Below are 25,525 nucleotides of genomic sequence, written 5' to 3'. Positions count from 1 at the left end.
AGGCGCGTTTCGATCGGCGGCCCTGAGCACGGCAACTTGATTCGGCTGATGTGATCGGGTGCTACTGGCCCGGTTCGCCGCGCCTGGGGCCTCTCCTCTTCAAATGCGGTGGGCGAGCCGCTGAAGTTCAGGCCTAACCTAACGGCGTTCGCCGTTATCCAACAGGTCGTTTCGCTCGAACGCCGCAACCGGACTATTTCGGTTTCACATCGACGCGGTGGGTGGACGCGCCCACCGGTCCCCACGGACAGTTGGGAAAGCTCAGCTTCACCTTGGCCGCCTCCACCCCGGTCTTGACGCCGTCCGGGACGGTCACCCGTGCGAAGAACTTGTCTCCGTGGTCGCGGTCGGTGAGGTTGACCGTCACGGTGATTGGTTTCGCTCCGCCCACGAGCGGGTCGAACTCGATTTCCGCCACCGGCCCGGTCCCCTTCGGTACTTGGTCGTTCGAGAACGCGGTGAAGCTGCCCGGGCCGATCCCCGGTGTGCCGACCTGGACAGTGAATTCGGCCGGTGCGGCGGCGTTCAGCAGCGATCGGCCCGAGATCCACGGGCGGCAGACCATCTCCGCGCCGCCGAAGTGGAGCACCTGCGCGGTCCTCGCCGCGTCCGCCCACCAGAGGTCACCCAGCGCCCTCTGGAGGGGGCGTCCTTTGGCTTGCGCGAGCACGTCCGCGGCCACGCTCCCGGTTTCGAGGTACAAGACGGTGAGCACCTCAATTTTGTGCGTCGTCCCACCGGGCTCGGTCACCTCGATTCCCGTGAACGTGAGCGCGCGCCGCGTTCCGGACGTGTGGTCGCGCGTGGGGCGGGCGACCTTCTCGCCGTCATCCGTGAGGTCGCCGTTGCCGTTTCGATCGACGTAGAGTGTGGTGCCGTCTGACACCGCCCAAACCAGAAACTTGGCTTCGGGGCCGAACGCCAGGAGCAGGTACCGCGGTTCGCCGGCGTACTTGGGTTCCTTCTGGATCTTTCGTTCGATCGCTTTGAGCGCATCGGGCACCGGCGCGATTGTCTCCTTGTCCTTGAGCGCGCGGAATTTACGGACGGCCCCCGTGTCCGCGTTCTTCAGCTCGAACTCGGTGCGGTCTTTGGCCCAGGTGAGCTGGTACTTACGCAGCGCGTCCTCGGGGCGCACGCGCACGCTCTCTTCACCGGCCCACCGGTCCGTTACCTGATAGGTCAGGGTGCCGTTCTTCAACTCGTACCGGCCCCGGAGCGTGGCGTTGGTGTCGACACCCGGGCTGCGGAGGTGGACCTGCCACACCAGATGCTTGCCGTCCACGAACCGGAGGGTTTCGGTCCGCACGGCCCCGTCGCCTGCGGCGGTGGATTGCCACGCGCCTTCAAGTGACTTCTCGGGCAAGCCGGCTTGCGGGTCCGGCGTCAACGCGCGGGCGACGGGCTTCGACGCCGGCGGAGCGATCGGTTCGGGTGGCGCGGTGAGGTACCAGCCGGCAGTTGCGGCCCCGGCGAGGGCGAGCGCGGCGAAACAAACGAGCGGTCGGAACACGGGAAATCCTCCAGTAGCAAGTGCGGCGACGGCCGGCGTGGGCGGGGCGGTACCCGTTGCGACGGCGGCGGTGTGCGCGCTCCAATTCGGGGCCGCGGCCACGGGCGTTTCGAGCAGCACCGGAAGGAGCCCGACCGCGAGCGCGAACCCGCGCCGCGCGAGCCGGGCGCGCAGCTTCTCGCGGCCCCGCTCGAGCCGCCCGCGGAGCGTCGCGAGCGGCCAGCCGAGCCGGGCCGCCGCCTCGTCCCGGGTGAGCCCTTCGAGGTAGCACAGCACCAGCGGCGCGCGGAGCGGTTCGGGGAGCGCGGCAAGGGCCTCGTCGATCACCCGCCGCGCGTCCTCCCAGCTCGGCGCCGGCGGTGCGGCCGGGGGCGATGAGCCGGGGAGCGGTTGCACCCGTCGGCGCCGGCGCCGGGCCTTGCGGGCCACGCGCACCGCCACCCCGTGCAGCCACGCGCCCAGCGCGGACGGGCGGCGCACCCGGGCCGCGTTGCGGGCGAGCAGTAAGAACACCGCCTGGGCCGCGTCTTCCGCGTCCTGGGTGTGCCCGAGCACCCTCCGGCAGGTGCCCAGAACGGTCGGGGTGTACCGGCCGACCAGGGCGGCGAATGCCGACTGGTCTTCACCCGCGATGAACCGATCCAGCAGCTCCGAATCGGCCCCCTCGCCCAGCTGTCGCACGAACGACCCGAACGGCATGGCTGTCCTCCCGCTTCGGCCCATTAGTGCCCCTGCCGGCTCGCCGCGACACGACGATTCGGAAAAAATCGGGTTCCCGGGCCGCTCCCGCTGGCCCGGCGCGCCCTCGCTAACGGTGCCCCCTCGCCGGAGCGATTCGGTCCCGTGCGCGCCGTCGGGAACGGCTATCATGGATTTCAGCGTACCGTCGGCCGACGCGCGCGTGGGGGAGGGGGCTGTGAGCGACCTGGAGTACCGGTTCGATGTGGTGGTGGTGGGCGCGGGGCACGCGGGCACGGAAGCGGCAATGGCCGCCGCCCGGCTCGGGCTCCGCACGTGCCTGCTGAGCATGAACGCCGACGCGGTGGCGCAGATGAGCTGCAACCCGGCGATCGGCGGGGTCGCCAAGGGGCAGATCGTCCGCGAGATCGACGCGCTCGGCGGGGTGATGGGGAAGTGTATCGACGCCAGCGGCATCCAGTTCCGGGTGCTCAACGCATCCAAGGGGCCGGCGATGCACTCGCCCCGCGCCCAGGCCGACAAGAAGCTCTACCAGTTCACGATGAAGCGGTGGGTGGAGGACCAGGAGAACCTCACCCTGCGACAGGAACTTGTCGAAGGGCTGCTGCTCGAACCGCACGCGGACTCCGCTTCGCCCGCCACGCGCCGCGTCGTCGGGGTGGTGGCGCGCGGCGACACCCGGTACCTGGCCCCCGCCGTCATCCTTACGACCGGCACGTTCCTCAAAGCGATCATGCACACCGGGGAGGCAAAGACCGTCGGCGGGCGCGCCGGCGACGCCTCGGCCGAGGGGATGAGTGCGAGCCTCGCGGACGCCGGGTTCGAGCTCGCCCGGTTCAAGACCGGCACGCCCTGCCGGCTCAACGGCCGCACCATCGATTTCTCGAAGTGCCAGGAGCAGCCCGGCGACCCGGTCCCGCGCCCGTTCAGCTTCAGTACGGAGAAGATCACGGTCCCGCAGGTGGTCTGCCACTCGACGGAAACCACGGCGGCGGTTCACGACCTGATCCGCGCGAACCTCCACCGCGCCCCCATGTATAGTGGGCAGATCTGCGGCCGCGGGCCGCGCTACTGCCCCTCGATCGAGGACAAGGTGGTGCGGTTCGCGGACAAGGACTCGCACCTCCTCTTTCTGGAGCCCGAGGGGCTGAACACCCGGGAGTACTACTGCAACGGGATCAGCACCAGCCTGCCCAAGGACGTGCAGGCGGCGATGCTGAAACTGATCCCCGGCTTGGAAAACGCAGAGGTGATGCGGTGGGGGTACGCCGTCGAGTACGATTACGCCCCGCCCACGCAGCTCCACCCGACGCTCGAAACCAAGCCGGTCGCGGGGCTCTACTTCGCCGGCCAGATCAACGGGACGACCGGTTACGAGGAGGCGGCCGCGCAGGGGCTCGTGGCGGGCCTGAACGCCGCCCTCAAGCTCAAAGGCGAGCCGCCGCTGGTCCTCGACCGGAGTGCCGCGTACATCGGCGTGCTCATCGACGACCTCGTGACGAAGGGGGTGGACGAGCCGTACCGGATGTTCACCTCCCGGGCCGAGTACCGGCTCCTGCTGCGGCACGACAACGCCGACCGGCGCCTCACCCCGCTCGGCCGGAAGGTCGGGTCCGTGGGCGCCGCCGACTGGGCGCGGTTCGAGCGGAAGGAGAAGGGCATTTCCGACCTGCAAGGCGTGCTAAGGTCCAACAAGAGCGACGGCGACTCGCTGGCGACCTGGGTGCGGCGCACCGAAGTTCAGTGGAGCGAGGTGGTCGCCCGGTGCCCGGCCCTGGCGGAGTGGGACGCCCGCCCGGACGTGGTCGAGCAGGTGGTTCTGGAAGCCAAGTACAGCGGTTACATTGACCGACAGGCCGCCGAGGTGGAGCGGTTCCAGCGGCTAGAGAACCGGCGCATTCCGGGCGCGTTCGACTACGCCCTGGTGACCCAACTCCGGCACGAGGCCCGTGAGAAGCTGAGTCGCGTTCGGCCCGTCAGCTTGGGCCAGGCGAGCCGCATCAGCGGCATCACCCCGGCCGACCTCGCAATGCTGTTGCTTTATCTGGATTGAGCCGTTATGGGCCGCTTGCCCGTTGGGGAGAAACCGGGTAACCGGTGAGACCCGCGGGGTCGGTCGCGGAGGCGCCCTCCGGGCGTCCGTCACAGCCGGACGAGTTCCCGCCCCTCCTCGGGGAGAAAGCGGGTAAAGTCGATCGGGTGACGGGGCTGCGGAGACGATGAGTTCCGCGACCGAGTCGGCAGGAGCCCGGGTCTGGAGGAAGTCTGCGGCGCGGTTCGCGCGGGTCGAAGTGGGGCGGGGCGCTCTGGGCACCCTGTGCCGGTATCGCGGGCGGAACTCGGGGCGGCCGGGCAAAACGCCGGGACGCCGTGAAGTTCGCACCGTTGATCGGACAGGGGGCCGGGGTATGATGGGGTGAGGCGGACGAGGCCGCTCCGATCTGTGCCGTCGCCACTGTCGTTTCACCCCGGACCGGTCCGCTGTTTTCCCTCTCCGTCGCAGTGCGCCCCGCTTGTCGGGGCGCCGCGTGGTGCCAGATGTGTCCTGCGTGAGTCACGGACGAATTGTTTCGGTCCGCCGCTCGGCTCGGTCGTTTCGGCCGTGCGCGGATCTCCCCCATGCGAGCCGGCTGAGCCGGCCAGGTGGATGCGCGTATGAAGACGGTGTTCACGACCGGCGAAGCGGCCAAGATTTGCAAGGTCTCGCAGCAGACCATCATCCGCTGCTTCGACAACGGCCAGCTCAAGGGGTTCCGCGTTCCGGGTAGCAAGTTCCGGCGCATCCCCCGCGAGGCCCTGTACAAGTTCATGAAAGACAATGGCATCCCGACGGACGCCCTGGAGAGCGGCAAGCGCAAGGTGCTGCTGGTGGACGACGAGCCGGAACTGGTCCAGGTCGTCAACGACGCGCTCCAGGCCGACGGCCGGTTCGAGGTGCGGATCGCGTCCAACGGGTTCGACGCCGGGATGATGGTGAAGGACTACCGCCCGGACCTCATCATCCTGGACGTGATGCTGCCCGACATCAACGGTAAGGAAGTGTGCCACCGGGTGCGCGCCGACGCCTCGATGGAGGACGTGCGCATCATCTGCATCTCCGGCATGATCGAAGAGGACAAGGTGCAGGAGCTGAAGCTCGCCGGGGCCGACGACTTCCTGCCCAAGCCGTTCGACGTGGACCACCTGATCGAGAAGATGTGCGCCCAACTGGACATCGAGACCGGGGTGTTGGCCTGATCCGGAGTGCGGCGCGCGGGGCTCGGGATTAACGCGCACCGAACCGCCCAGGTTTGTTGCGATCGGTTCCGAACTCTGCGTCTCGCGTGTGTGGAGGACTTCCAGTGCCAGGGAAGGCGGTGGGCCGGGCCGCGGCGGCGTTGCCGTGGCTGTGCCCGAACACGGACGGCCTGATCCGGCTCGCGGAGGCGCCCGCCGGCCTCGCGCGGCCGTTTTCGGTCGACCCTGTGGCCGCCGATGTGGCCTTGGTACTGTTCCTGTTAAGGTTCGTGCCGCCTTCGGCTCCGCCCGCCGAAAGCCTGTTCTGTTCGTCTGCGCTGTGTGCCGCGGCGCTGCCGTCTACGGCTGCCGCCCACCTGCAAGCGGTTCCCGGGGCGTGGGTTGACCCGGAGTGCGAAGTCGCCAAACGGTGCCGGACCTTCGCCCGCGCGGCGGCCCCGTTCGCGCGGCGCCTCGCCGAACACACCCGCCGCGCGTGCGGGGAACGCGCCGCCGCGCTCGCGGCGCTAGCCCCGCTGGGCTGGCTCGCCGTCGCGGCCGTCGATCCCGGGACGGCCCGCGAGCCGCTGTACGACGCCGAGGCCCCGGCCGCGGCGGCAACACAGGTGGCCATCTGGGGGCTCGACCAGGGGGCCGTGGCCCGACGGCTCGCGAACCGTTGGCGGCTGCCCGAATGGGTCGCCAGCGCACTCGGGAACTTCAACCTGCCGGTCGCCGCCGCCCGGGCACTGGTTCCCGATCTCGGCTCGTTTCTGCTCGCGCAGTTCGCGGCGCTCGAAACGGAGCGCCGGCTCGGTTCGCTCGGGCTGACCGAAGGGGTCGGCCGGGCGGAACTCCTCGCGGAACTCAAGCTCACCGAGGCCGCCGCTGAAACGCTGTGGTCGGCGGGGGCGCCGGCCGAGGCCCTTTCGCACACGCTGGACCCGAACCCGCACAAAGTGCCGCTGGTCGTCAATCTGCTCAAAATGGCCGGGGAGAGCCGGCGGCGGAACGGGGCGGCGCTCGTTGCGCGCCTGGAAGACCGGCTCGACGACCTGCACCGCGCGGTTGCCCGCGTCGGGGGCGAGGCTGATACCCGCGCCCGTGACGCAAAGCTCCGGGCGCTGGCCGAACTGGCCGCGGGAGCGGGGCACGAGATCAACAACCCGCTCGCGGTCATCTCGGGGCACGCGCAGCGGTTGTACCGCACCGAGCCCGACCCGGACCGGGGTGAGGCGCTTCAGTCCGTCATTCGCCAGACGCAACGGATCACCGGAATCGTCCGCGACCTGATGCAGTTCGCGCGTCCGTCGCAGCCCCACCCGCTCCGGTTCGCCGCCGCGGACCTGCTCGGGCAGGTGCGGGACGAACTCGCCCCGTTCGCGACCGAGAAAAACGTGCGGATCGAACTCACGGGCACGCCCGCCGAGGCGTTCGTTCGGGCCGATCGCGCGCAGATCAAACACGCCCTCGCCGCGGTTGCCCGCAACGGTATTGAGGCCGCCGGGGGCGGTGGCTGGGTCCGCCTTTCGTGTACGGAGAGTGACGACGAGTTCGTTGCGTTTGTCGTCGAGGATAGCGGCCCCGGGCTGACCGGCAGCGCCCTCGAACACGCCTTTGATCCCTTCTACTGTGGTCGCTCGGCCGGGCGTGGGCGCGGGCTCGGGCTGCCGACCGCGTGGCAGTTCGCAAAACAGAACGGTGGTGACGTTCGCTACGAACCGGGCACCGGCCTGACCCGGTTCGTGGTGACCGTTCCCCGTTCCGTCACGCTCGAATTCCTCGACCGCCAGTCGGCGTGAGCCGTCGTTGAACCCCACGCCGTTCTCCGTTTGTGGGACAAATCCCTTCAAACAACTCGTAACCCGCGCCGTTATGCGCCGCGTGCCATCGGTTTGATAACTGGGGCACGTCGTGCCGCGGTAGCGTCACCCTGTCTGCAAACGCACGGGCCATTTCGGTCGGTGTCGAGGCAACTTCTGCAAGTCAGCGATTGGGACCCTTGTTCTGGGGCGTCGAGTGACGTGTCGATGGTATCCGAACGGCTCATTCGCTACCCAGCGACTGGCGATTCGCTGGGCGGTCGCTACCAGCAATTTACACCACAGACGTTCGCATTCGGCCCTCATCGCAAGCAAGTTGGACGCAAACGAGTTGATGTAAACGGTTGTAATTGAAGATTTTCTGTCTTGTGGGTTTCGTGGTCGGTTCACGTTGTGAGGCAGGAGTATGGCCAACGGCACCTCGGTAGGGGCGAGAAAACAACCCGGTCGTGCGGAATCATGGGGGCGCGAGGTGAGGATGAGGGCCGGTCGGATTGCTCACGGAAACCGGGTACCGAACGAAACACCAGTTCCGTTATCCGTGCGAGTAATTGTGAGTTGTGGGCCGGTGTGATAGTCTCAGGAGAACAGTGCCGGCGGCGCTGGTCGCAACGCCTTTCGGGGATTCTGTTGTGCTGCGAGTCGCATCAGAACTCGTTCGCCATGCCGTCGGGTTAGTGTACCCGAATTCTTGCATAGTTTGTGACACCGAAGAACCGCCTGCCGAACCACTTCGGCATGGTCTCTGCTCCGGATGCCTGCGATCGGTCACGACGGACCCGTTTCCGGCGTGCCCACGGTGTGGCCAAACGGTCGGTCCGCATGTGGACACTTCTCAAGGCTGTGGGGAGTGCCGAGGCGCGGCCTTCGCGTTCGATTCGGTTGTGCGCCTCGGACCATACGCCGGGAAACTGCGCGACGCAGTTTTGCGCATGAAGTTGCTTTCCGGAGAAGGACTAGCCGATCGTCTCGGTCGGGTGCTGGTTGAAGAACGGGGAACCGCACAGGCATTTGCCGAAATCGACACCGTTGTGCCGGTTCCGCTCCACTGGTGGCGCAAATGGACACGGGGTTACAACCAGTCGGAGGCCTTGGCTCGGGAAATCGCCCGCTTGATGGGTCGGTCGTACGATCCGCACATCCTTCGCCGAGCGCGGTTTACGACACAGCACGCACAACCGACACGTTCGGCGCGGCTGGCGAACATGAGGGACGCTTTCCGCGTGCGAACGGGCGCAAGGATCACCGGAAAAGCGGTACTCCTCGTGGATGATGTGATGACCACGGGGAGCACCGCGAGTGTGGCCGCAAAGGCCCTTCGTGATGCCGGTGCGAGGCGCGTAGCGATTGCGGTGTTGGCCCGACGGTAGGAGTTGCGCGGGCCGGTCCGGAAATGCAGGGAGGGGCGGGGCTGACGGGTTGGGGAGTCGCGCATTGGCCACCGTTACGGCGCGAGATTGGCAACCCGAATCAGCGGGGTTGGTTGATGATGTTGCCCGCGTCGGTGTGATACCAAATAGGTTAAGGCTCGCGACGTTCCGGGGGGTGCGGCGCGGGCTCAAATGGGGGAAAGAGGAATGACTCGTTTCGCATTGGGGCTCGTGGGCGTGTTGTCGTTCAGCGCCGTCTCGCTGGCCGGTCCGGGTGAGCTGTTTGCCGAGAAGGAGAAGGACTTCGGGATCAGCCCGAAGGGGACCGTCCTGGTCCACTACTTCCGGTTCACCAATACGACCAAAGAAACTATTACCCTCGGGCAACCGCGGGTTTCGTGCGGGTGCGTCACGCCGGCCCTGACATCCAACCGTGTGGCCCCGGGGGAGACGGCTGCGGTGATCGCGTACATGGATACGAAGCGCATCCCGCACGCCGGCATCACCAAGACCGTTCTGGTCTATGTGCCGTTCCAGGGGCCGCAGTTTGAAGAGGTCGCGCTGAAGGTCACCACCGTCACCCGCGACGACTTGATGATGTCGCCCGATACCCTGGCCTTCGGCAATGTGGTCAAGGGGAAGGGGGCGACCGTCTCAACCAAGGTCACGTTCACCAGCGACCCGAAGTGGACGGTCAACAAGGCTACCAGCACCGGCGGGTTTGTGAACGTCGAGGCGAAGTTGGCGTCCCGCAGCGGTAGCATCGTGACCTACGACATCACCGCGACGCTCGACAAGGAGTGCCCGGCGGGGAACTGGACGTCGGACGTTTTGCTCGACACCTCGAACGCGGCGGTCGCGAAGCTCCGCATCCCGGTGACGGTGAACGTGACCGTGGCGGTGGCCGCGCTGCCGGAGCGGGTGTCGTTCGGTGACGTGAAGATGGGGGCCGCGACTGCGGAGCAGAAGGTGACGATTCAGGGCAGCACTCCATTCAAGATTTTGGAAGTAAAGGGCGCCGACGATCAGTTGACCGTTAAGGTTGAAAAGGATAGCGCGAAGCCGGTTCACACCGTCGTCATCGCGGCGAACCCGACCGCTACCGGCGGGTTCACCCGGTCGGTCGAGATCGTGACCGACAACAAGGACCAACCGACGGTTATCGTGCCGGTGACGGCGAAGGTTGTGAGCAAATAACGACCGCTTGCGAGTTGTTTCAGCCGCCGGGGTCTGTTCCCCGGCGGTGTTCCGTTCCGGAACATGAATTAAATGCCGGTCGCACTTTTCTTCCCGGTCGAGTCACTTCAGCAGGTCCCACTATGGCCGTCGTGATAAGCTGATTGTTCTCTATTTTATCATCAGGTCGGGACGCGGTGGCATGTGTGCGATAACGGATCGCGTTATGGCCGTCATCTTGTTCAGCTCCGTAAACAGTTGTCCCTAGGCCATCGAGTGGCTCCGAGTGCATCCCGACCATGCCCAACGGCTTATCGAGTTCCTCGAACATGAATAACGGAACGGGGCCGGTAGCAGGTGATCAATAATGTGGTCGCATTGACTCTGTTGCCACACGCGTGATAATAGCGTTACTGTTTGACACGCAAAAAGGGGCGAAATGCTGGTGCGGTTGCTGCTCATGGTGCTATTGGCGATGGGGCCTGTGCCCTTCCGCGTTTGCACCTGCGCGAACGCCGCAAAACCTGCTCAGCCCGTGGATAACTCCGCGCCGGACGCTGACGCGGATACGGAACTGTGCGGCTGTGGGCACCACACGCCGACAGTCGATCCGCCGGCCTCGCCCAGCGGCGCCAAATCGCAAACAGGTGAGTCGGATAGCCATTCTCACCCTGAACGCCATGAACGCGACTGTCCGTCGGTTTGTCCGCCTTCTCTCTCGTCAGCGACCGCGCAGGTATCCGCGCCGCTGGGGTCAGATGTTATTCCGGAAAATGTGATCACGGCGTTTGAGCCGGTATTCGTCGGTCGCGTTTCCTTCGGCGCGACTGTCAGCAGGTCCCACTTCGCGTCTCACGTTCCCCTTTTCCTTTCGTTCTGCACCCTCCGGAACTAGGCACCTGACCGCGCGATTGTGCGCCGTCCCGCGGTTTTCCGCGTCCGGTCGATTTCCACCTTTTCTCTGATGGCCCGCGCGGTGTGGCGTGGGTGCGTTTACGGGTGCGCCATGAACCTGCGCAGATTCGTTCTACCGGTCGTCGCGCTGGCCGTTCTCGGTGCGGGCGGGTACACCGCTTACCGCGCCCGGGATCGGTGGGTGCCGCACGTCTTCCCGGTCGGCCCCGCGACAAAGGCGGACGGGCACGGCGGGCACGGTGAGGGGAAGGGGGGCGCGGACCCCCACGCCGGGCACGATCACGCCGGGCACGACCACGGACCCCGCGACGATCGTGTGAAGTTGTCCCCGCAAGCGCAGCGGAACCTCGCGCTCGACGTGGACCAGCTCACCCCCCAGGAGTACTGGCGGACGATGATGGTGCCGGGGATCGTGGTGGACCGCCCCGGCGAGAGCGACCGCGGGGTCACCACCAAGGTCGCGGGCGTGGTGACGGCGATCACCGCCCGCCCCGGCGATACGGTGAAGGCCGGGCAACCGCTGTTCTCCCTGCAACTCGCCAGCGAGTTCCTTCAGGGCGCGCAGGCGGACCTGTCCAAGACCGCCAAGGAGATCGAGTTCGCACGCGCCGAGCGGGACCGGGTCGCCAACCTCGTCAAGCAAGGCACGACATCGGAAGCCGAGCTGATTAAGCAGCAGAACGCAGTGAGTCGGCTGAACACGCAACTGGAGACGGGCCGCCGTCAACTCCAGGTGTTCGGGCTCACGCAGGCGCAGGTGGACGAGGTCCAGAAGGGCAAAATTGTGACCGAGGTGACGGTGGCCGTCCCCGGCCGGTCGCCGCAACCCGCGCCCGCCGCGGGGGTGGTTGCGGAACCGCTGTACGAGGTGCAAGAACTCAAGGTGTCGCTCGGCGAACAGGTACAGGCCGGTCAGACGCTCTGCCTGCTCGCGAATCACCAGCGGCTGTTCGTTGAGGGGCAGGCGTTCAAGTCCGAGGCCGATGCGCTCGCCGCCGCGGCCGAGAACCGGACGCCGATCCGGGCCGAGTTCTCGGACGAGGCGCCCGGCGCGTGGGCCGCGCAAGGGCCGCTCACAGTCCATCACCTGTCCAACCAGGTTGACCCGGCCGCGCGCACGTTCGCCTTCTACCTGCCGCTCGACAACCAGTCCCGCACGTTCGAGCGCGACGGGCGGACGTACTACGTGTGGCGGTACCGGCCGGGCCAGCGGGTGCGGCTGCGGCTGCCGGTGGAGAAGCTCGTCACGCTCGCACCGAACGGCCGCAGCGAGCTCCTGCCGTTCGTGCTCCCGGCCGGGGCGGTCGTTCGGGAGGGCGCCGAGGCTTATCTGTTCGTGCAGAACGGGGACATGTTCATACGCAAGCCCGTGCGGGTGCTGTACGAGGACCGCCGGGAGGTCGTTGTCGCGAGCGACGGGAGCGTGAGCGAGGCCGATTTCGTGGTCCGGAACCAGGCGGCCGCTCTCAACCGTGCCCTCAAGGCGGCTGCCGCGGGCGCGGGCGCCGACCCGCACGCCGGACACTCACACGACTAACCGGAGGCCGCAGTGCTCAACGCCGTTATCAAACTGTCGCTCCGCCACCGCCCGCTCGTCGCGGTGCTGTGCCTGGTCGCCCTTCTGTACGGGGGCTATCTGGGGACGGTCACGCCGATCGACGTATTCCCGGACCTGGACCGGCCCCGCGTCACCGTCATGACCGAGGTGCCGGGGCTCGCGCCGGAAGAAGTGGAGACGCTCGTCACATACCCGCTCGAGTCAGCCGTACTCGGGGCCACCGGCGTGCAGGACGTGCGCACCCAGTCGGGCTTCGGGCTGTCGGTGGTGACGGTCGAGTTCGCCTGGGGCACCGACATCAAGACCGCCCGCCAAACGGTGCAGGAGCGGCTCGCGACGGTGACCGGCGACATGCCGGAGGGCGTGAAGCCCCAGATGGCCCCGATCAGTTCGATCATGGGCCAGTTCCTGATCGCCGGGATGCGCCGCCAGCCGGGGCCGAACGGCGGCGATCTGGTCCAGGTACCGGATTCGCCGCTGTACGCCGAACGGGTTGCCAAGGCGGACGGGCCGCCCGACCTGTTCGCGTGGAAGGTGACCGACCGGAAGAACCCGGCCGCCTGGGAATCCGTTCCGGTGACCGGGGCGCGGTGGGGAGAGCCCGCGGCCGACGGCGAGCGGCGGGCTCGGGCCACGGTCGGCGGGCGGTACTACGAGGTCACCTTCCCGTCCGAGACGCAGCGGGCGCTGGCGCTCCGCACGCTCGCCGACTGGGTGGTGCGGCCCCGGCTGCTCAAGGCGTCCGGCGTGGCCCAGGTCATTACGATGGGCGGCGGGCGGAAGCAGTATCAAGTGCTCGTGGACCCCGCGGCCTTGCAGAAAAACGGCGTCACGCTCCGGGACGTGGACGTGGCGCTGCGCGCGAACAACGTCAACTTCACCGGCGGGTTCGCCGACCTGGGCGGCGTGGAGCAGCCGGTGCGGGTGATCGGCCGGCTCGGGCCGCGGCCCGAACAGGTGGTCGCCGACCTGCGGCTGATCGTCGTCAAACCGCCGGCGAAGCCGGAGCCGGGCAGGGCACCCGACCGCGCGGTGCTCCTCAAAGACGTGGCCCGGGTGGTCGAAGGGGCGCAGATCAAGCGCGGCGACTCCAGCATCAACGGGCACCCCGGGGTCGCGATCACCGTCACCAAGCAGCCCCACACCGACACCCGCGAACTGACCGACCGGGTCAAGGCGGCGTTCGCCGAAGTGGAGCCGTCGCTGCCGGCCGACGTGGTGCTGGAGCCCGGGCTGTACGAGCTGCGCGAGTTCATCGACCGCGGCGTTTACAACGTCGGCGAGGCGCTGGTCATCGGAGCGGCGCTGGTGCTGGTGGTGCTGTTCCTGTTCTTGCTGAACTTCCGCACCACGTTCATTTCGCTGTCGGCCATTCCGCTGTCGCTGGCCATCACCGTTTTGGTGTTCAAGCTGATCGGGGCGCTGACCGGTACCGAACTGTCCATCAACGTGATGACCCTGGGCGGCATCGCGGTGGCGATGGGCGAACTGGTGGACGACGCGATCGTGGACGTGGAGAACATTTACCGCCGGCTCCGCGAGAACGCCCACGCGCCCGACCCGAAGCCCGCGCTGCGGGTGGTGTACGAGGCCAGCGCCGAGATCCGCTCGTCGATCGTGTTCGGCACGGCCGTGGTGATCCTGGTGTTCCTGCCGCTGTTCGCCCTGTCCGGGGTTGAGGGGCGGCTGTTCACCCCGCTCGGCGTCGCCTACATCGTGTCGATCCTGGCTTCGCTGGTCGTCTCGCTGACGGTGACGCCGGTCCTGTCGTACTACCTCCTGGCGCACTCGAAAGCCATCCACGCGGAAACGGACGGCCTGCTGGTGCGGCTGCTGAAGAGGGGGGCGGCGGGGCTCGTCCGCCTGAGTATGCGGCGGGCCGGGCTGCTGCTGCTGCTGACGTGGCTGATGGTCGCGTACTGCGGGTGGCGGGTCACCACGCTAGGGGCCGACTTCTTGCCGCCGTTCGACGAGGGCACCGTGCAGGTGGGCGTCACGCTCCCGCCCGGCTCGTCGCTCGAGGCGTCCAACGCCGTGGCCAAACTGGTGGACGCCAAGCTGCGCGCGATGCAGAAGTCGGGCGCCCGGCCCGACGGGGAGGTGCTGGCGTTCTTCCGCCGCACCGGCCGCGCGGAGCTGGACGAGCACGCCGAGCCGCCGAACGTGAACGAGTACTTCGTCGCCATCAACCCGGCGTCCGGCAAATCCCGCAAAGAGGTCATCGCCCTGCTCCAGAGCGAGGTGAAGGAGGAGGTGCCCGGGGTGGACGTGGAGGTGGAGCAGCCGCTCGCCCACATGATCAGTCACATGATCTCGGGCAGTACGGCCCAGATCGCGATCAAGGTGTACGGCGACGACCTCGACACGCTGGAAAAGCTGGCCAACGCGATCAAGGCTTCGGTCGGCGGCGTCCCGGGCATCAGCTCGCTGGCGGTTGAGCCGATCCGCAAGGTGGACGAGATCCACATCAAGCTCGACCCCGAGTCGCTCGCCTTTTATGGGGTGGACCGGGCGTACGTCGGCGCGTTCGTCCAAACGGCACTCAACGGCGAAGTGGTGTCGCAAGTGGTCGAGGGGCAGCGCCGGTTCGACTTGGTGGTGCGGCTGGACGAGCCGTACCGGGCCGACGTGGGCAACTTGAAGGAGCTGCGGCTCGATCTGCCCAACGGGGGCGGGCAGGTCCGACTCAAAGATCTGGCCGACGTGACGCCGCTGACCGGCGGGGACAGCGGCGCGAACCAGGTGAAGCGCGAGAACGTGCGCCGGCGGATCGTGATCCGGTGCAACGCCGCCGGGCGCGACCTCGCGTCTGTGGTCGGGGACATCGAGCGGGTGGTGCGCTCCGACGTGCCGATGCCGGAGGGGTACTTCGTCGAGTACGGCGGGCAGTTCGAGAGCCAGAAGCGGGCCACCCGGCTGATCGCGGCGCTGGCCGCCCTGTCGGTGGTGGGCATGTTCTTCGTGCTGTACATGCTGTTCCCGTCCGCGCGGGTGGTGTTACAGATCCTCAACGCGGTGCCCGCGGCGTTCATCGGCGGGGTGCTCGCGCTGGTTGTGACCGGTCAGACGCTGACGGTCGCGAGCCTGGTCGGGTTCATCTCGCTGGGCGGGATCGCGGCCCGCAACGGTATCCTGCTGGTCAACCACTACCTACACCTGATGCGGCACGAAGGCGAGGGGTTCACCGAGCACATGATCCTGCGCGGCAGTCTGGAGCGACTGTCGCCGGTGCTGATGACGGCGCTCACCGCGGGCATCGGGCTGATCCCGCTGGTGGTCGCCGGTCAGCAGCCCGGGCGCGAGATCCTGTACCCGGTCGCGACGGTGATCCTCGGCGGCCTCATCACCAGCACGTTCTGCGAGTTCCTGCTGCGGCCCGGGCTGTTCTGGCGGTTCAGCGGGGCGGATGCGGTGAGGCTCGCCGGGCACGGATCGGACGCCGACGGGCTGGACGACCCGCCCGCCGCGTCACACGAACCACACCCGCCGCACGGTGCGGCGGGTTCTGGGAGCACGGCCGCCCCGCAGGGGCCGTGACGACGGTGCTTTTTCGACGAGGAGGGCGACACGATGCGCACGATGTTCGTGCTGGGGCTGGTGGCGGTGATCGGGCTGGCGTTCGGCGGTGTGAGTCGGGCCGAGGACGAGGTCGGCCCGCACAAGGGGCCGGTCGCGGAGTGGGGCGACGAGGAGCTCCACCTGGAGGTGGTCGCGGACGCCAAGACGGGCGACGTGACGGTGTACGTGTACGGCAACCACAACGACCTTCACAAGGGCCGGGCCTTGCCGATCGACGCCAAGACGCTGACCCTCGCGCTGAAGACCACGGAGCCGGCCACGACGGTCAAGCTGGAGGCCAAGCCGGCCAAGGACGACCCCAAGGGGAAGTCGTCGGTGTTCACGGGCAAGAGTGACGCCTTCAAGACCGACAAGAAGCTGGTGGGCACCATCAGCGGCAAGGTCGGTACGAAGCCGTACTCCGGCGACTTCAAGCAGAAGTGATTGGGCACGGCGCGAGTCGGCGCCGACTGATGTGGCTATGCTTTGAGTGCGTCCGCGCCGCGAGCGGTTGCGAAACGGTGCGCGCTGTGATCCTCAACAGCGCTTTGAGCGTCCGCAGCACCGCTCGCGGAACGCGGACGCACTCAGGAACCGGGGCGAATCGTGCTTCCTTGACAACTCTCGGATGGGTGATTTCGAAACCGGAAATGGGATCCGAACGGCTCGCTCTCCGCAACTAATCGGCTCACTTTCACTGGCGGAAGGGTTGCACTTCCCGCATGAATTTTGCCTATCTTGCTTGCATACCGTATTTCCTCAATCTAAATAGGATTCGTGCGGGTACTTAATCACCGCTCTTGACTCGCACTGCGATTGTTCAGGTGCAGCGCTACCGCACGCACTGACTCGACGCTCACCACCGGGCATCGGGTCCGCCGTGCGTGTGAACGTGCGCGCGTCAATCGACTGAGCCGGTGAGTCCCGTCCCTCCGACCGTCGGCCATGCGGCGGGTCGGTGATTCCTTGTCTGCGGCTCGAGCGGTCGCGCCGCCCACTCCCAAGCCCGAGGTCAGAGATGTCGCTCCTTTCCGCGTTGCTCCGCCGAACACAAACGTTCGCCTCCGCCGCCACGTCTACCCGCACACGGTTGCAACTGGCGCTCCTCGAAGACCGCACGGTCCCCGCAACGCTCACCTGGATCGGTGGGGCAATGGGGAACAACAACTGGTCGACTTCGGGTAACTGGAACGACGGGGGGATGAACACGACTGTTCCAAGTTCGAACGCTGATGTCCTCGTGTTCGACGGTTCGGCCTCGACCTTCACGAGCAACAACGATATCCCGGGTTTGACGGTGAGCGAAATCCAGCTCAGCTTCCCGGGCTACACGATCACCGGCACGCAACCCGTTACCGTGGTGACGGCGGTGACGGATTCGACGCCCGTGGGCTCGAGCGCGATTTCGCTGAGCATTGACGGCGCAGGAACATTGACGAAGTCCGGCGGGGCGGACCTCATCCTGTCGGGCACGAACACGTTCACCGGGGGCACCACGATCTCGGGCGGCGTGCTGCAACTCGACGGCGGGGCGGCGCTGGGCGACGGGAACGCGGTGACGGTGGGTCCCGGGTCCGCGCTGACCCTCGGGGCGACCGAGACCATCGGCTCACTCACCGGAGCCGGGAACGTGTCGCTGAGCACGTTCACCCTAACGGCCGGCGGGGACAACACGAGTACCACGTTCTCGGGCGTGGCCAGTGGGACCGGCGGGCTCACCAAGGCCGGAACCGGAACCCTGACGCTGTCGGGGGCCAACACGTACACCGGCGCCACCACCGTGAGTGCCGGTATGCTGCTCCTCAACGGCGGTTCGGCGGTGGCCGATACCAGCGCGGTGTCGGTGAGCGCCGGGGCGACCCTGGCGCTGGGCGCGAACGAGACGGTCGGTTCGCTGGCCGGTGCCGGGGGCGTGACCCTGGGCACGTTCACGCTGACGGCCGGCGGGAACAACACGAGCACCGCGTTCTCGGGCGTGGCCGCCGGCACCGGCGGGCTCACCAAGGCCGGGACCGGGACCCTGACCCTGTCGGGCACTAACACGTACACCGGCACGACCACGGTGAGCGCGGGCACGCTGACGCTCAACGGCGGGGCGGCGATCGCGGACACGAGCGCGGTAACGGTGAGCGCCGGTGGCACCCTGACGCTGGGTGCGAACGAGACGGTCGGTTCGCTCGCCGGGGCCGGCAACGTGACGCTGAGCACGTTCACTCTGACGGCCGGGGGGGACAACACGAGCACCACGTTCTCGGGCATCGCCAGCGGGACCGGCGGGTTCGCCAAAACCGGGACCGGCACCCTGACCCTTTCGGGCGCCAACACGTACACCGGTGCCACCACCGTTTCGGGCGGCACACTCGCGACGAACTCGCTCGGCAGCACCGCGTCGCTGACTCTCGACGGCGGCACCCTCTCGGCCGCGTCCGTGTCCCTGAGCACCAGCGTCGCGGTGACCGTCGGCAGCGGCGGCGCCACCGTTGACCTGTCGAACGGGTCCGTCACCCTGAACGGCACGCTGACGGGGTCCGCCGGGCTGACCGTGAACAGCACTGTCGGCGGTAACGTGCTCTCGATCCCTGTGGCCAACGGTGGCACCTACAGCGGCACCGTGACGCTGAACAACGGCATCCTGCAGTTCGGGGACGACGCGGCCTTCGGTTCGGGCGCGCTGGCGATCAACGGCGGGAAGGTGCGGGCGTCGGGCGGGACCCCGCGGACAATCGCCAACGCGCTGACGCTCGGCGGTACGTTCACGATGTCGGGGGCGGCCGCTCTGACGTTCACCGGCGCGGTGGACCTGACCGGCAGCACGCGCACCATCAACGACAGCATCAGCGCGGACCTCACGTTTTCGGGCGTGGTGAGTAACGGTAGCCTGACGGTCTCGAACCAGGGTACCGGAGCGGTCGTGCTGGGCGGCGCGAACACGTACACCGGCACGACCACGGTGAGCGCGGGCACGCTGACGCTCAACGGCGGGGCGGCGATCGCGGACACGAGCGCGGTAACGGTGAGCGCCGGTGGCACCCTGGCGCTGGGCGCGAACGAGACGGTCGGTTCGCTGGCCGGTGCCGGGGGCGTGACCCTGGGCACGTTCACGCTGACGGCCGGCGGGAACAACACGAGCACCGCGTTCTCGGGCGTGGCCGCCGGCACCGGCGGGCTCACCAAGGCCGGGACCGGGACCCTGACCCTGTCGGGGGCCAACACGTACACCGGCGCCACCACGGTGAGCGCGGGCACGCTGACACTCGGGAGCAACTCGGCGATCGCGGATACGGGCGCCGTCACCGTCAGCGCCGGGGCCACCCTGGCTGTGAGCGCCGACGAGACCATTGGCTCGCTCGCGGGCGCCGGGAGCGTGAGCCTCGGTGTGAACTTCCTCACGGCCGGCGGCGATAACACGAGCACCACGTATTCGGGTGTGATGAGCGGCACGGGGGCCCTGACTAAGGCGGGGACCGGCACGCTCACCCTGTCGGGCTCCAACACGTATACCGGTGCCACCACCGTGTCCGGCGGCACGCTGAGCGTGGCCGCGGACGCGAACCTGGGTACCGGGGCGGTGACCCTGGCGGCCACCACCACGCTCGCCGTCACCGGGGCCACTACCATCGACAACGCCATCGCCCTGAGCGGCGCCTCGACCGTTGACACCTCGGCCGCGGTCACCCTCTCGGGGGTGATCTCCGGGGCCAACGGGCTCACCAAGGCCGGGACCGGAACCCTGACCCTGTCGGGCACCAACACGTACACCGGCACGACCACAGTGAGCGCCGGCACGCTGAGCGTGGCCGGGGACGCGAACCTGGGCACCGGGGCGGTGACCCTGGTGGCCACCACCACGCTCGCCGTCACCGGGGCCACCACCATCGACAACGCCATCGCCCTGAGCGGCGCCGCGACCATCACCAACTCGGCCGCGGTGACGGCGTCGGGCGTCATCTCCGGTGCCGGGGGCCTCACCAAGGCCGGGACCGGTACCCTGACCCTGTCGGCCACCAACACGTACACCGGCGCTACCACCGCGAGCGCCGGCACAACACTCGTCACCGGGAGCATCGCTACCAGCTCGGGCGTACAAGTGAGTAACGGCGCGACGCTGGGCGGGACCGGTACTGTTCCGGCCGTCACGGCTGTGTCCGGCGCGACGTTGGCCCCGGGCACGTCCCCGGGCGTGATCAACACGGGCGCGCTGACACTTCCGGCCGGGGCCACGTTCAGCGCGGAGATCAACGGTACAACGGTCGGGACCGGTTACGACCAGGCTTCGGTGACGGGAACCGTGAACCTGACCGGTTCAACCCTCAGCACCACACTCGGCTTCGCTCCGTCGGCGGGCACCAGTTTCATCCTGATCGCCAACGACGGCGTCGACGCGGTGACGGGGACGTTCGCGGGGCTGCCCGAAGGCGCGACATTCACCTCCGGCGGCAAGACCTTCACCATCAGCTATGTCGGCGGCACCGGAAACGACGTCGTGGTGTCGGTGGCGCCGCCGACCGTCAGCATCGGTAACGTGACAGCGGGCGAGGGCAACTCCGGCTCTACGGCGTTCACTTTTACCGTGACGCTGTCGGCCGTCAGCGCCCAGACCGTGACCGTCAACTACGCCACGGCGAACGGGACGGCGCAGGCCGGGAGCGACTACACGAGCGCCTCCGGCACACTCACGTTCGCGCCGGGTGAAACCTCGAAGACCATCACCGTCGCAGTGACAGGCGACACGACCGTCGAGCCCGACGAGACGTTCACGGTCGTGCTCTCGGGAGCCAGCAACGCGACCATCGCGACCGGCACCGGCACCGGCACCATCACCAACGACGACAAAACCAGTCCGGCGGTGGTCAGCATCGGCACGGGCGGCGGCACGCCCGGCACGGTGCGCCCGGTGGACCCGGTGACCGGTGCGCCCGGGACGCCGATCACCGCGTTCGCCGGGTTCGGCGGGGAGATCCGGGTGGCGTCCGGGGACGTGAACGGCGACGGCTTGGCGGACACGATCACCGGGGCGGGCGCGGGCGCCGCCGGCGGGCACGTGAAGGTGTTCGCCGCGGACGGCACACTGCTGTACAGCTTCCTGGCGTTCTCCGGGTTCTCGGGCGGAGTGTTCGTGGCAACGGGGGACGTGAACGGGGACGGTCGTGAAGACATCGTCGTCGCCGCGGACGCCGGGGCGGCTCCGCACGTGAAGGTGTTCAGCGGCAAGGACGGGTCGCTGCTCCAGAGCTTCCTCGCGTACGACCCCGGGTTCCGGGGCGGGGTGCGGGTCTCGACCGGGGACGTGAACGGGGACGGGTTCGACGACATCATCACCGGCTCGGGACCCGGGTCGGCCCCGCACGTGAAGGCGTTCAGCGGCAAGGACGGGTCACTGCTCCGGAGCTTCCTCGCGTACGACGCCGGGTTCGGTGGCGGGGTGTACGTGGCGGCCGGGGACGTTAACGGGGACGGCCGCGATGACATCGTCACCGGCACCGGGCCTGGCACCCGGGCGCACGTGAAGGTGTTCAGCGCGTCGGACGGGTCGCTGCTCCAGAGCTTCTTCGCCTACGACGCCGGCTTCCGGGGTGGGGTCCGCGTGGGCACCGGGGTCGTGAACGGTCAGACGGCGGTGCTGACCGGCGCCGGCCCCGGCGCCGGCCCGCACGTGAAAGCGTTCGTCAACGGCCTGGAGGTGAGCAGCCTGTTCGCCGGTAGCACCAGCTTTACCGGCGGCGTTTACGTCGGCTGATCGGCCGATCGGTGACGACCCCAGCTCCGACACGAATGTGAGCCCGCGCGCCGAGCGTTTGACTCGGCGCGCGGGCTCACGGGCTTTCCCCGACCGGCCGGCCCCGGTCAGGGGTGCTTCTGCACGCTGTCGGCCGGTCCCGGGGTGTCCGGCTCGGGCGCCACCGGTCCGACCGGTGGCGCCGCCGGGTCATCGGGCGGGCTCCGGTCCTCATGTGGCACTTCTGTTGGCGGCGTCGCCGGGACCTCGGCGACCGGTTCCGCCGCCGGCTGGTGGCTGTGGTGACCGGCCGCGACCGCCGGCTCTTCGCCCGGCGACGGCTTCGGCGGGCCGTTCATCAGCTCGATGAAGCCCTGGATCGCCACGTAGAAGACCGGCACGAAGAACACCGCCAGCACGGTCGAGGTGATCATGCCGCCGAACACGGCGGTGCCGAGCGACTGTCGGCTCGCCGCGCCGGCGCCGGTCGCGAGCACCAGCGGCACCACGCCGAGGATGAACGCGAAGCTGGTCATGATGATCGGCCGGAACCGCATCCGGGCGGCCTCCAGGGCCGCCTGCCGGACGCTCCGGCCTCCCAACCGCAGCTCGCGCGCGAACTCCACAATCAGGATCGCGTTCTTCGACGCCAGCGCGATGATGAGCACCACGCCGATCTGGGTGTAGATGTTGTTGTCCATCGACGCGATCGACGGGTACTTGTCGTGCAGCCACGCCTTCGTGTTCACGGCCGCGACCACACCCAGCAGCCCGAGCGGCACCACCAGGATCACCGCGAACGGCAGCAGCCAGCTCTCGTACAGCGCCGCGAGCACCAGGTACACCATCAGCACCGCGAGGCCGAACACGATGAACGACTCGGTGATGGGCTTGCCGAGCAGGTCGAACGCCGACCCGCTCGACCGCTTCTCCTGGTACGAGAGCGCCGTCCACTCGAAGCCCATCGTCGGCGGCAGCTCCTTGTTCGCCACCTCTTCCATCGCGGCGATCGCCTCGCCGGAGCTGATGCCCTCTTTCGCCCGGCCCGGGATCTGGGCCGTGGGGTACAGGTTGTAGCGGATGATCGACTGCGGCCCGATCACCACGTCCGCGGCGAGCAGCGTGCCGAGCGGCACCCGCGGGCGTGGGCCGGTCCGTGCCGAGCCGTCGGGGTTCACGCCGCCCTCGCGCCCGGGCACCTCCAGGCGCTTGATGATGTCCGTGTCGCCGCGGAACCGGGCGTCCGCCTGGATGCGCACTTGGTAGGTGCGGCCGAACTTGTTGAAGTCGTTGACGTACACGGACCCGAGGTTCGCCTGGAGCGTGCTGAACACGTCGTCCACCTTCACGCCCATCTTTTCCGCCTTCTCGCGGTCGATGTCGAGGTAGATCTGCGGCACGCCCGCGCGGAACGTGCTGCGGGTCTGGCGGCCCTCGATCTCCGGCCGCTGCGCCGCCGCCGCCACGACCGCGTTGGCCCGCTCTTGAAGCACGTCGGTCCCGACGCCCTCGCGGTCCTCGATCTGGATCTGGAAACCGCCCACGAACCCGAGCCCCTGGATCGAGGGGGGCACCAGCACCAGGATCATCGCGTCGCGGTACACGCCGAACTCCCGCTGGAGCCGGGCCACCAGCGCCTCCTGGCTGAGCGCCGGGTCCTTGCGGTGCTTCCAGTCCTTCCAGGCTGCGAACGCGGTCGCGCTGTTGGGCGCCGCGGTGCCGTCGAGCAGCGAGAACCCGCCCAGCACGAACCAGTTCTCCACGCCGGGCGTGTTCCGCAGGGCGGTGTTCATCCGGTCCGTCACCTCGCGGGTGCGGTCGATGCTGGCCGCGTCCGGCAGTTGGACCGCGATGACGATGTACCCTTGGTCCTCGTCCGGCAGGAACCCTTGCGGGGTCTGCTGGTACCACATGCCGGTGCCGACCGCCAGCGCCAGGAACGCCACCAGCGCCACCGGCCACGCGCGGAGCAGCCACTTCACGCTCCACGCGTACGCGCCCTCGATCGGCCCGTACACCGCGTCGAAGGCCCGCGAGAACAGCCCCTTCTTCTTCACCGGCTTGAGCCACACGGCGCACTGCGCGGGCTTCAGCGTGAGCGCGTTCACCGCGCTGATGACCGCGGTGGCCGCGATGGTCAGCGCGAACTGCTTGTAGAGCTGTCCGGTGATGCCCCCCAGGAACGCGGTCGGCAGGAACACCGCGATCAGCACGAAGGTGATCGAGATGATCGGCCCGGTCACCTCGCTCATCGCCTGGATCGTCGCCGCCCGGGGCGTCATCCCCTTCTCGATGTGGTGGCTGGCGTTCTCCACGATCACGATCGCGTCGTCCACCACGATGCCGATGGCGAGGATCAGCCCGAACAGCGTGAGCAGGTTCACCGAGAACCCGAGGAACGGCATGAACGCGAACGCGCCGATGATGGTGATGGGCACCGTCGTCGCGGGGACGAACAGCGCGCGCCAGCTCTGGAGGAACACCAGGATCACCACCAGCACCAGCACCCCGGCCTCGAACAGGGTGGTGTACACCTCGTCGATGGCGGCCTCGACGAACTTGGTGGTGTCGAACGGGATGCTGTACTCGACCCCGGGCGGGAGCGTCGGCTTCACCTTCTCCATCGCCGCCCGCACGCCCTTCGCCACGTTCAGCGCGTTGGACCCGGGGAGCTGGTAGATCAGGATGTTGGCCGCCGGGAACGCGCTGCGGGACGCGAACGAGTCGTAGGACTGGCCCCCCAGCTCGACGTCCGCGATCTCGCGCAGGTAGACGATCTGCCCGGCCGCGCCGGACTTCACGATGATGTTCTTGAACTGCTCCGGGTCCTGGAGCCGGCCCAGGGTGGTCACCGTGTACTGGAACCGCTGCCCGGACGGGTTCGGCGGCTGCCCCACCTGGCCGGCCGCGACCTGCACGTTCTGGCGCTGGAGCGCGGCCAGCACGTCCTCGGTCGTGAGCTGCCGGGCGGCGAGCTTGTCCGGGTTCAGCCACACCCGCATCGAGTACGCGCCCACCCCGCGCACCAGCACGTCGCCGACGCCGGTCACGCGGCTCAGCTCGTCGCGCAGCTTGAGGGTCGCGTAGTTCGAGAGGAACAGCCCGTCGTAGGGGTCCGGGAGCGTGTCCACGCGGGCGACGTCCGTCAGCGGCATCGGCGGGCGGCCGGGGGGGCGGACGGTGAGCGCGCGAAACTTGTCCGCGCCCGCGGGGCCGTCGTTGGCGAAGTCGTCTGCAACGGCGATCCGGTAGTACAGCGGGTGTTCGGTTGCGGGTGCGGCGCCGGTCGAGCCGGCCGCGATCACCCCGGCCGCGATCTCGGTGACGTGCGACAGATGCGGCTCAACCCGCGCCCCGGCGGCGCGGACCGCCTCGAGCACGTGTTCGGGGGCCGCGCCGGTGGCCCTCAGGGAGTTCGGGTCGAGCGTCAGGTCATACCGATCCTTCGGCGGCGGCGCGGTCAGTGAGATCGCCAGAATGATCGCCGACGACTGCTTGCGGACCTGGAGCCCCTGGCGGCGGACCTCTTCCGGGAGCCGCGGCTCGGCGATGCTGAGCCGGTTCTGCACCAGCACCTGGGCGGCGTCCAGGTCCGTGCCGATCTCGAACGTGATGGTCAGCGAGTACGAGCCGTCGGCCGAGGACGTGGAGGACATGTACATCATGTTCTCGACGCCGTTCACCTCCTGCTCGATCGGGGCGGCGACGGTCTCGGTCACCACCTTGGCGTTGGCCCCGGGGTACAGCCCGCTCACCACCACCGTGGGCGGGGTGATCGGTGGGTACCGTTCGACCGGGAGCCGGTACAGCGCCACCGCGCCGAACAGGAGCGTGATGATCGCGAGCACGTTCGCAAAAATCGGCCGGTCGATGAAGAAGTTCGAAATCATGCGGCGGGTGCGTGTATTGGGAGGGGCGAGACGAGGAGCGCGTGTCGATCCGCGGCGGCCACGAGTGAGCGCGGCTGCCCGGATCAACACG

At 68.3% G+C, this 25,525-nt stretch carries 11 protein-coding genes; 9 read left to right on the top strand and 2 right to left on the bottom strand.

Annotated elements, in window-relative coordinates; all coding sequences use genetic code 11:
- Positions 1-193: 193 nt before the first annotated feature.
- Complete coding sequence (locus tag R5W23_RS15610) at positions 194-2,212, bottom strand: RNA polymerase sigma factor (RefSeq protein ID WP_320687081.1); 2,019 nt, start codon at positions 2,210-2,212, stop codon at positions 194-196.
- A gap of 169 nt (positions 2,213-2,381) precedes the next feature.
- Here R5W23_RS15610 and mnmG point away from each other — a divergent pair, with 169 nt between their 5' ends.
- The 9 genes from mnmG (at position 2,382) to R5W23_RS15570 (ending at position 21,565) form a co-directional block, all read left to right on the top strand.
- Entirely contained in the window at positions 2,382-4,265 is a 1,884-nt protein-coding gene (mnmG, locus tag R5W23_RS15605) for a tRNA uridine-5-carboxymethylaminomethyl(34) synthesis enzyme MnmG (protein WP_320687080.1), read from the top strand.
- Positions 4,266-4,867: 602 nt separating this feature from the next.
- Positions 4,868-5,449: a response regulator gene (locus R5W23_RS15600; RefSeq protein ID WP_010038808.1), complete on the top strand. Its 582-nt coding sequence runs from the start codon at positions 4,868-4,870 to the stop codon at positions 5,447-5,449.
- Positions 5,450-5,553: 104 nt separating this feature from the next.
- Positions 5,554-7,230, top strand: a complete 1,677-nt coding sequence (locus tag R5W23_RS15595; RefSeq protein WP_320687079.1) for a HAMP domain-containing sensor histidine kinase — start codon at positions 5,554-5,556, stop codon at positions 7,228-7,230.
- A gap of 581 nt (positions 7,231-7,811) precedes the next feature.
- A complete protein-coding gene (locus tag R5W23_RS32675; RefSeq protein WP_407936131.1) occupies positions 7,812-8,621 on the top strand; it encodes a ComF family protein in 810 nt (269 codons plus the stop codon).
- Positions 8,622-8,828: 207 nt separating this feature from the next.
- On the top strand, positions 8,829-9,818 hold the full coding sequence (locus R5W23_RS15590) for a DUF1573 domain-containing protein (protein ID WP_320687078.1): 990 nt from the start codon (positions 8,829-8,831) through the stop codon (positions 9,816-9,818).
- A 985-nt stretch (positions 9,819-10,803) separates the two neighbouring features.
- Positions 10,804-12,249, top strand: coding sequence for an efflux RND transporter periplasmic adaptor subunit (locus R5W23_RS15585; RefSeq protein ID WP_320687077.1), 1,446 nt, complete (start codon positions 10,804-10,806; stop codon positions 12,247-12,249).
- A 12-nt stretch (positions 12,250-12,261) separates the two neighbouring features.
- On the top strand, positions 12,262-15,807 hold the full coding sequence (locus R5W23_RS15580) for an efflux RND transporter permease subunit (protein WP_320687076.1): 3,546 nt from the start codon (positions 12,262-12,264) through the stop codon (positions 15,805-15,807).
- Between the two features lie 33 nt (positions 15,808-15,840).
- A complete protein-coding gene (locus R5W23_RS15575; protein WP_320687075.1) occupies positions 15,841-16,272 on the top strand; it encodes a hypothetical protein in 432 nt (143 codons plus the stop codon).
- 574 nt (positions 16,273-16,846) lie between these two features.
- A complete protein-coding gene (locus R5W23_RS15570; RefSeq protein WP_320687074.1) occupies positions 16,847-21,565 on the top strand; it encodes a beta strand repeat-containing protein in 4,719 nt (1,572 codons plus the stop codon).
- 107 nt (positions 21,566-21,672) lie between these two features.
- Here R5W23_RS15570 and R5W23_RS15565 read toward each other — a convergent pair whose 3' ends face one another.
- Positions 21,673-25,434: an efflux RND transporter permease subunit gene (locus R5W23_RS15565; RefSeq protein WP_320687073.1), complete on the bottom strand. Its 3,762-nt coding sequence runs from the start codon at positions 25,432-25,434 to the stop codon at positions 21,673-21,675.
- Positions 25,435-25,525: the final 91 nt, after the last annotated feature.

It is taken from the genome of Gemmata algarum, assembly GCF_034097035.1.
In the GTDB taxonomy this organism is placed as follows: domain Bacteria; phylum Planctomycetota; class Planctomycetia; order Gemmatales; family Gemmataceae; genus Gemmata; species Gemmata algarum.
Note: the sequence above shows the minus strand (reverse complement) of the source record. Positions and strands in the feature narration are given on the sequence as shown.

Excerpts from the sequence above, each read along its gene's own strand:
- R5W23_RS15600 (WP_010038808.1), top strand. The coding sequence starts at position 4,868 with ATGAAGACGGTGTTCACGACCGGCGAAGCGGCCAAGATTTGCAAGGTC.
- R5W23_RS15610 (WP_320687081.1), bottom strand. The coding sequence starts at position 2,212 with ATGCCGTTCGGGTCGTTCGTGCGACAGCTGGGCGAGGGGGCCGATTCG.
- R5W23_RS15570 (WP_320687074.1), top strand. The coding sequence starts at position 16,847 with ATGTCGCTCCTTTCCGCGTTGCTCCGCCGAACACAAACGTTCGCCTCC.
- R5W23_RS15590 (WP_320687078.1), top strand. The coding sequence starts at position 8,829 with ATGACTCGTTTCGCATTGGGGCTCGTGGGCGTGTTGTCGTTCAGCGCC.
- R5W23_RS15575 (WP_320687075.1), top strand. The coding sequence starts at position 15,841 with ATGCGCACGATGTTCGTGCTGGGGCTGGTGGCGGTGATCGGGCTGGCG.
- R5W23_RS15585 (WP_320687077.1), top strand. The coding sequence starts at position 10,804 with ATGAACCTGCGCAGATTCGTTCTACCGGTCGTCGCGCTGGCCGTTCTC.
- R5W23_RS15565 (WP_320687073.1), bottom strand. The coding sequence starts at position 25,434 with ATGATTTCGAACTTCTTCATCGACCGGCCGATTTTTGCGAACGTGCTC.
- mnmG (WP_320687080.1), top strand. The coding sequence starts at position 2,382 with ATGGATTTCAGCGTACCGTCGGCCGACGCGCGCGTGGGGGAGGGGGCT.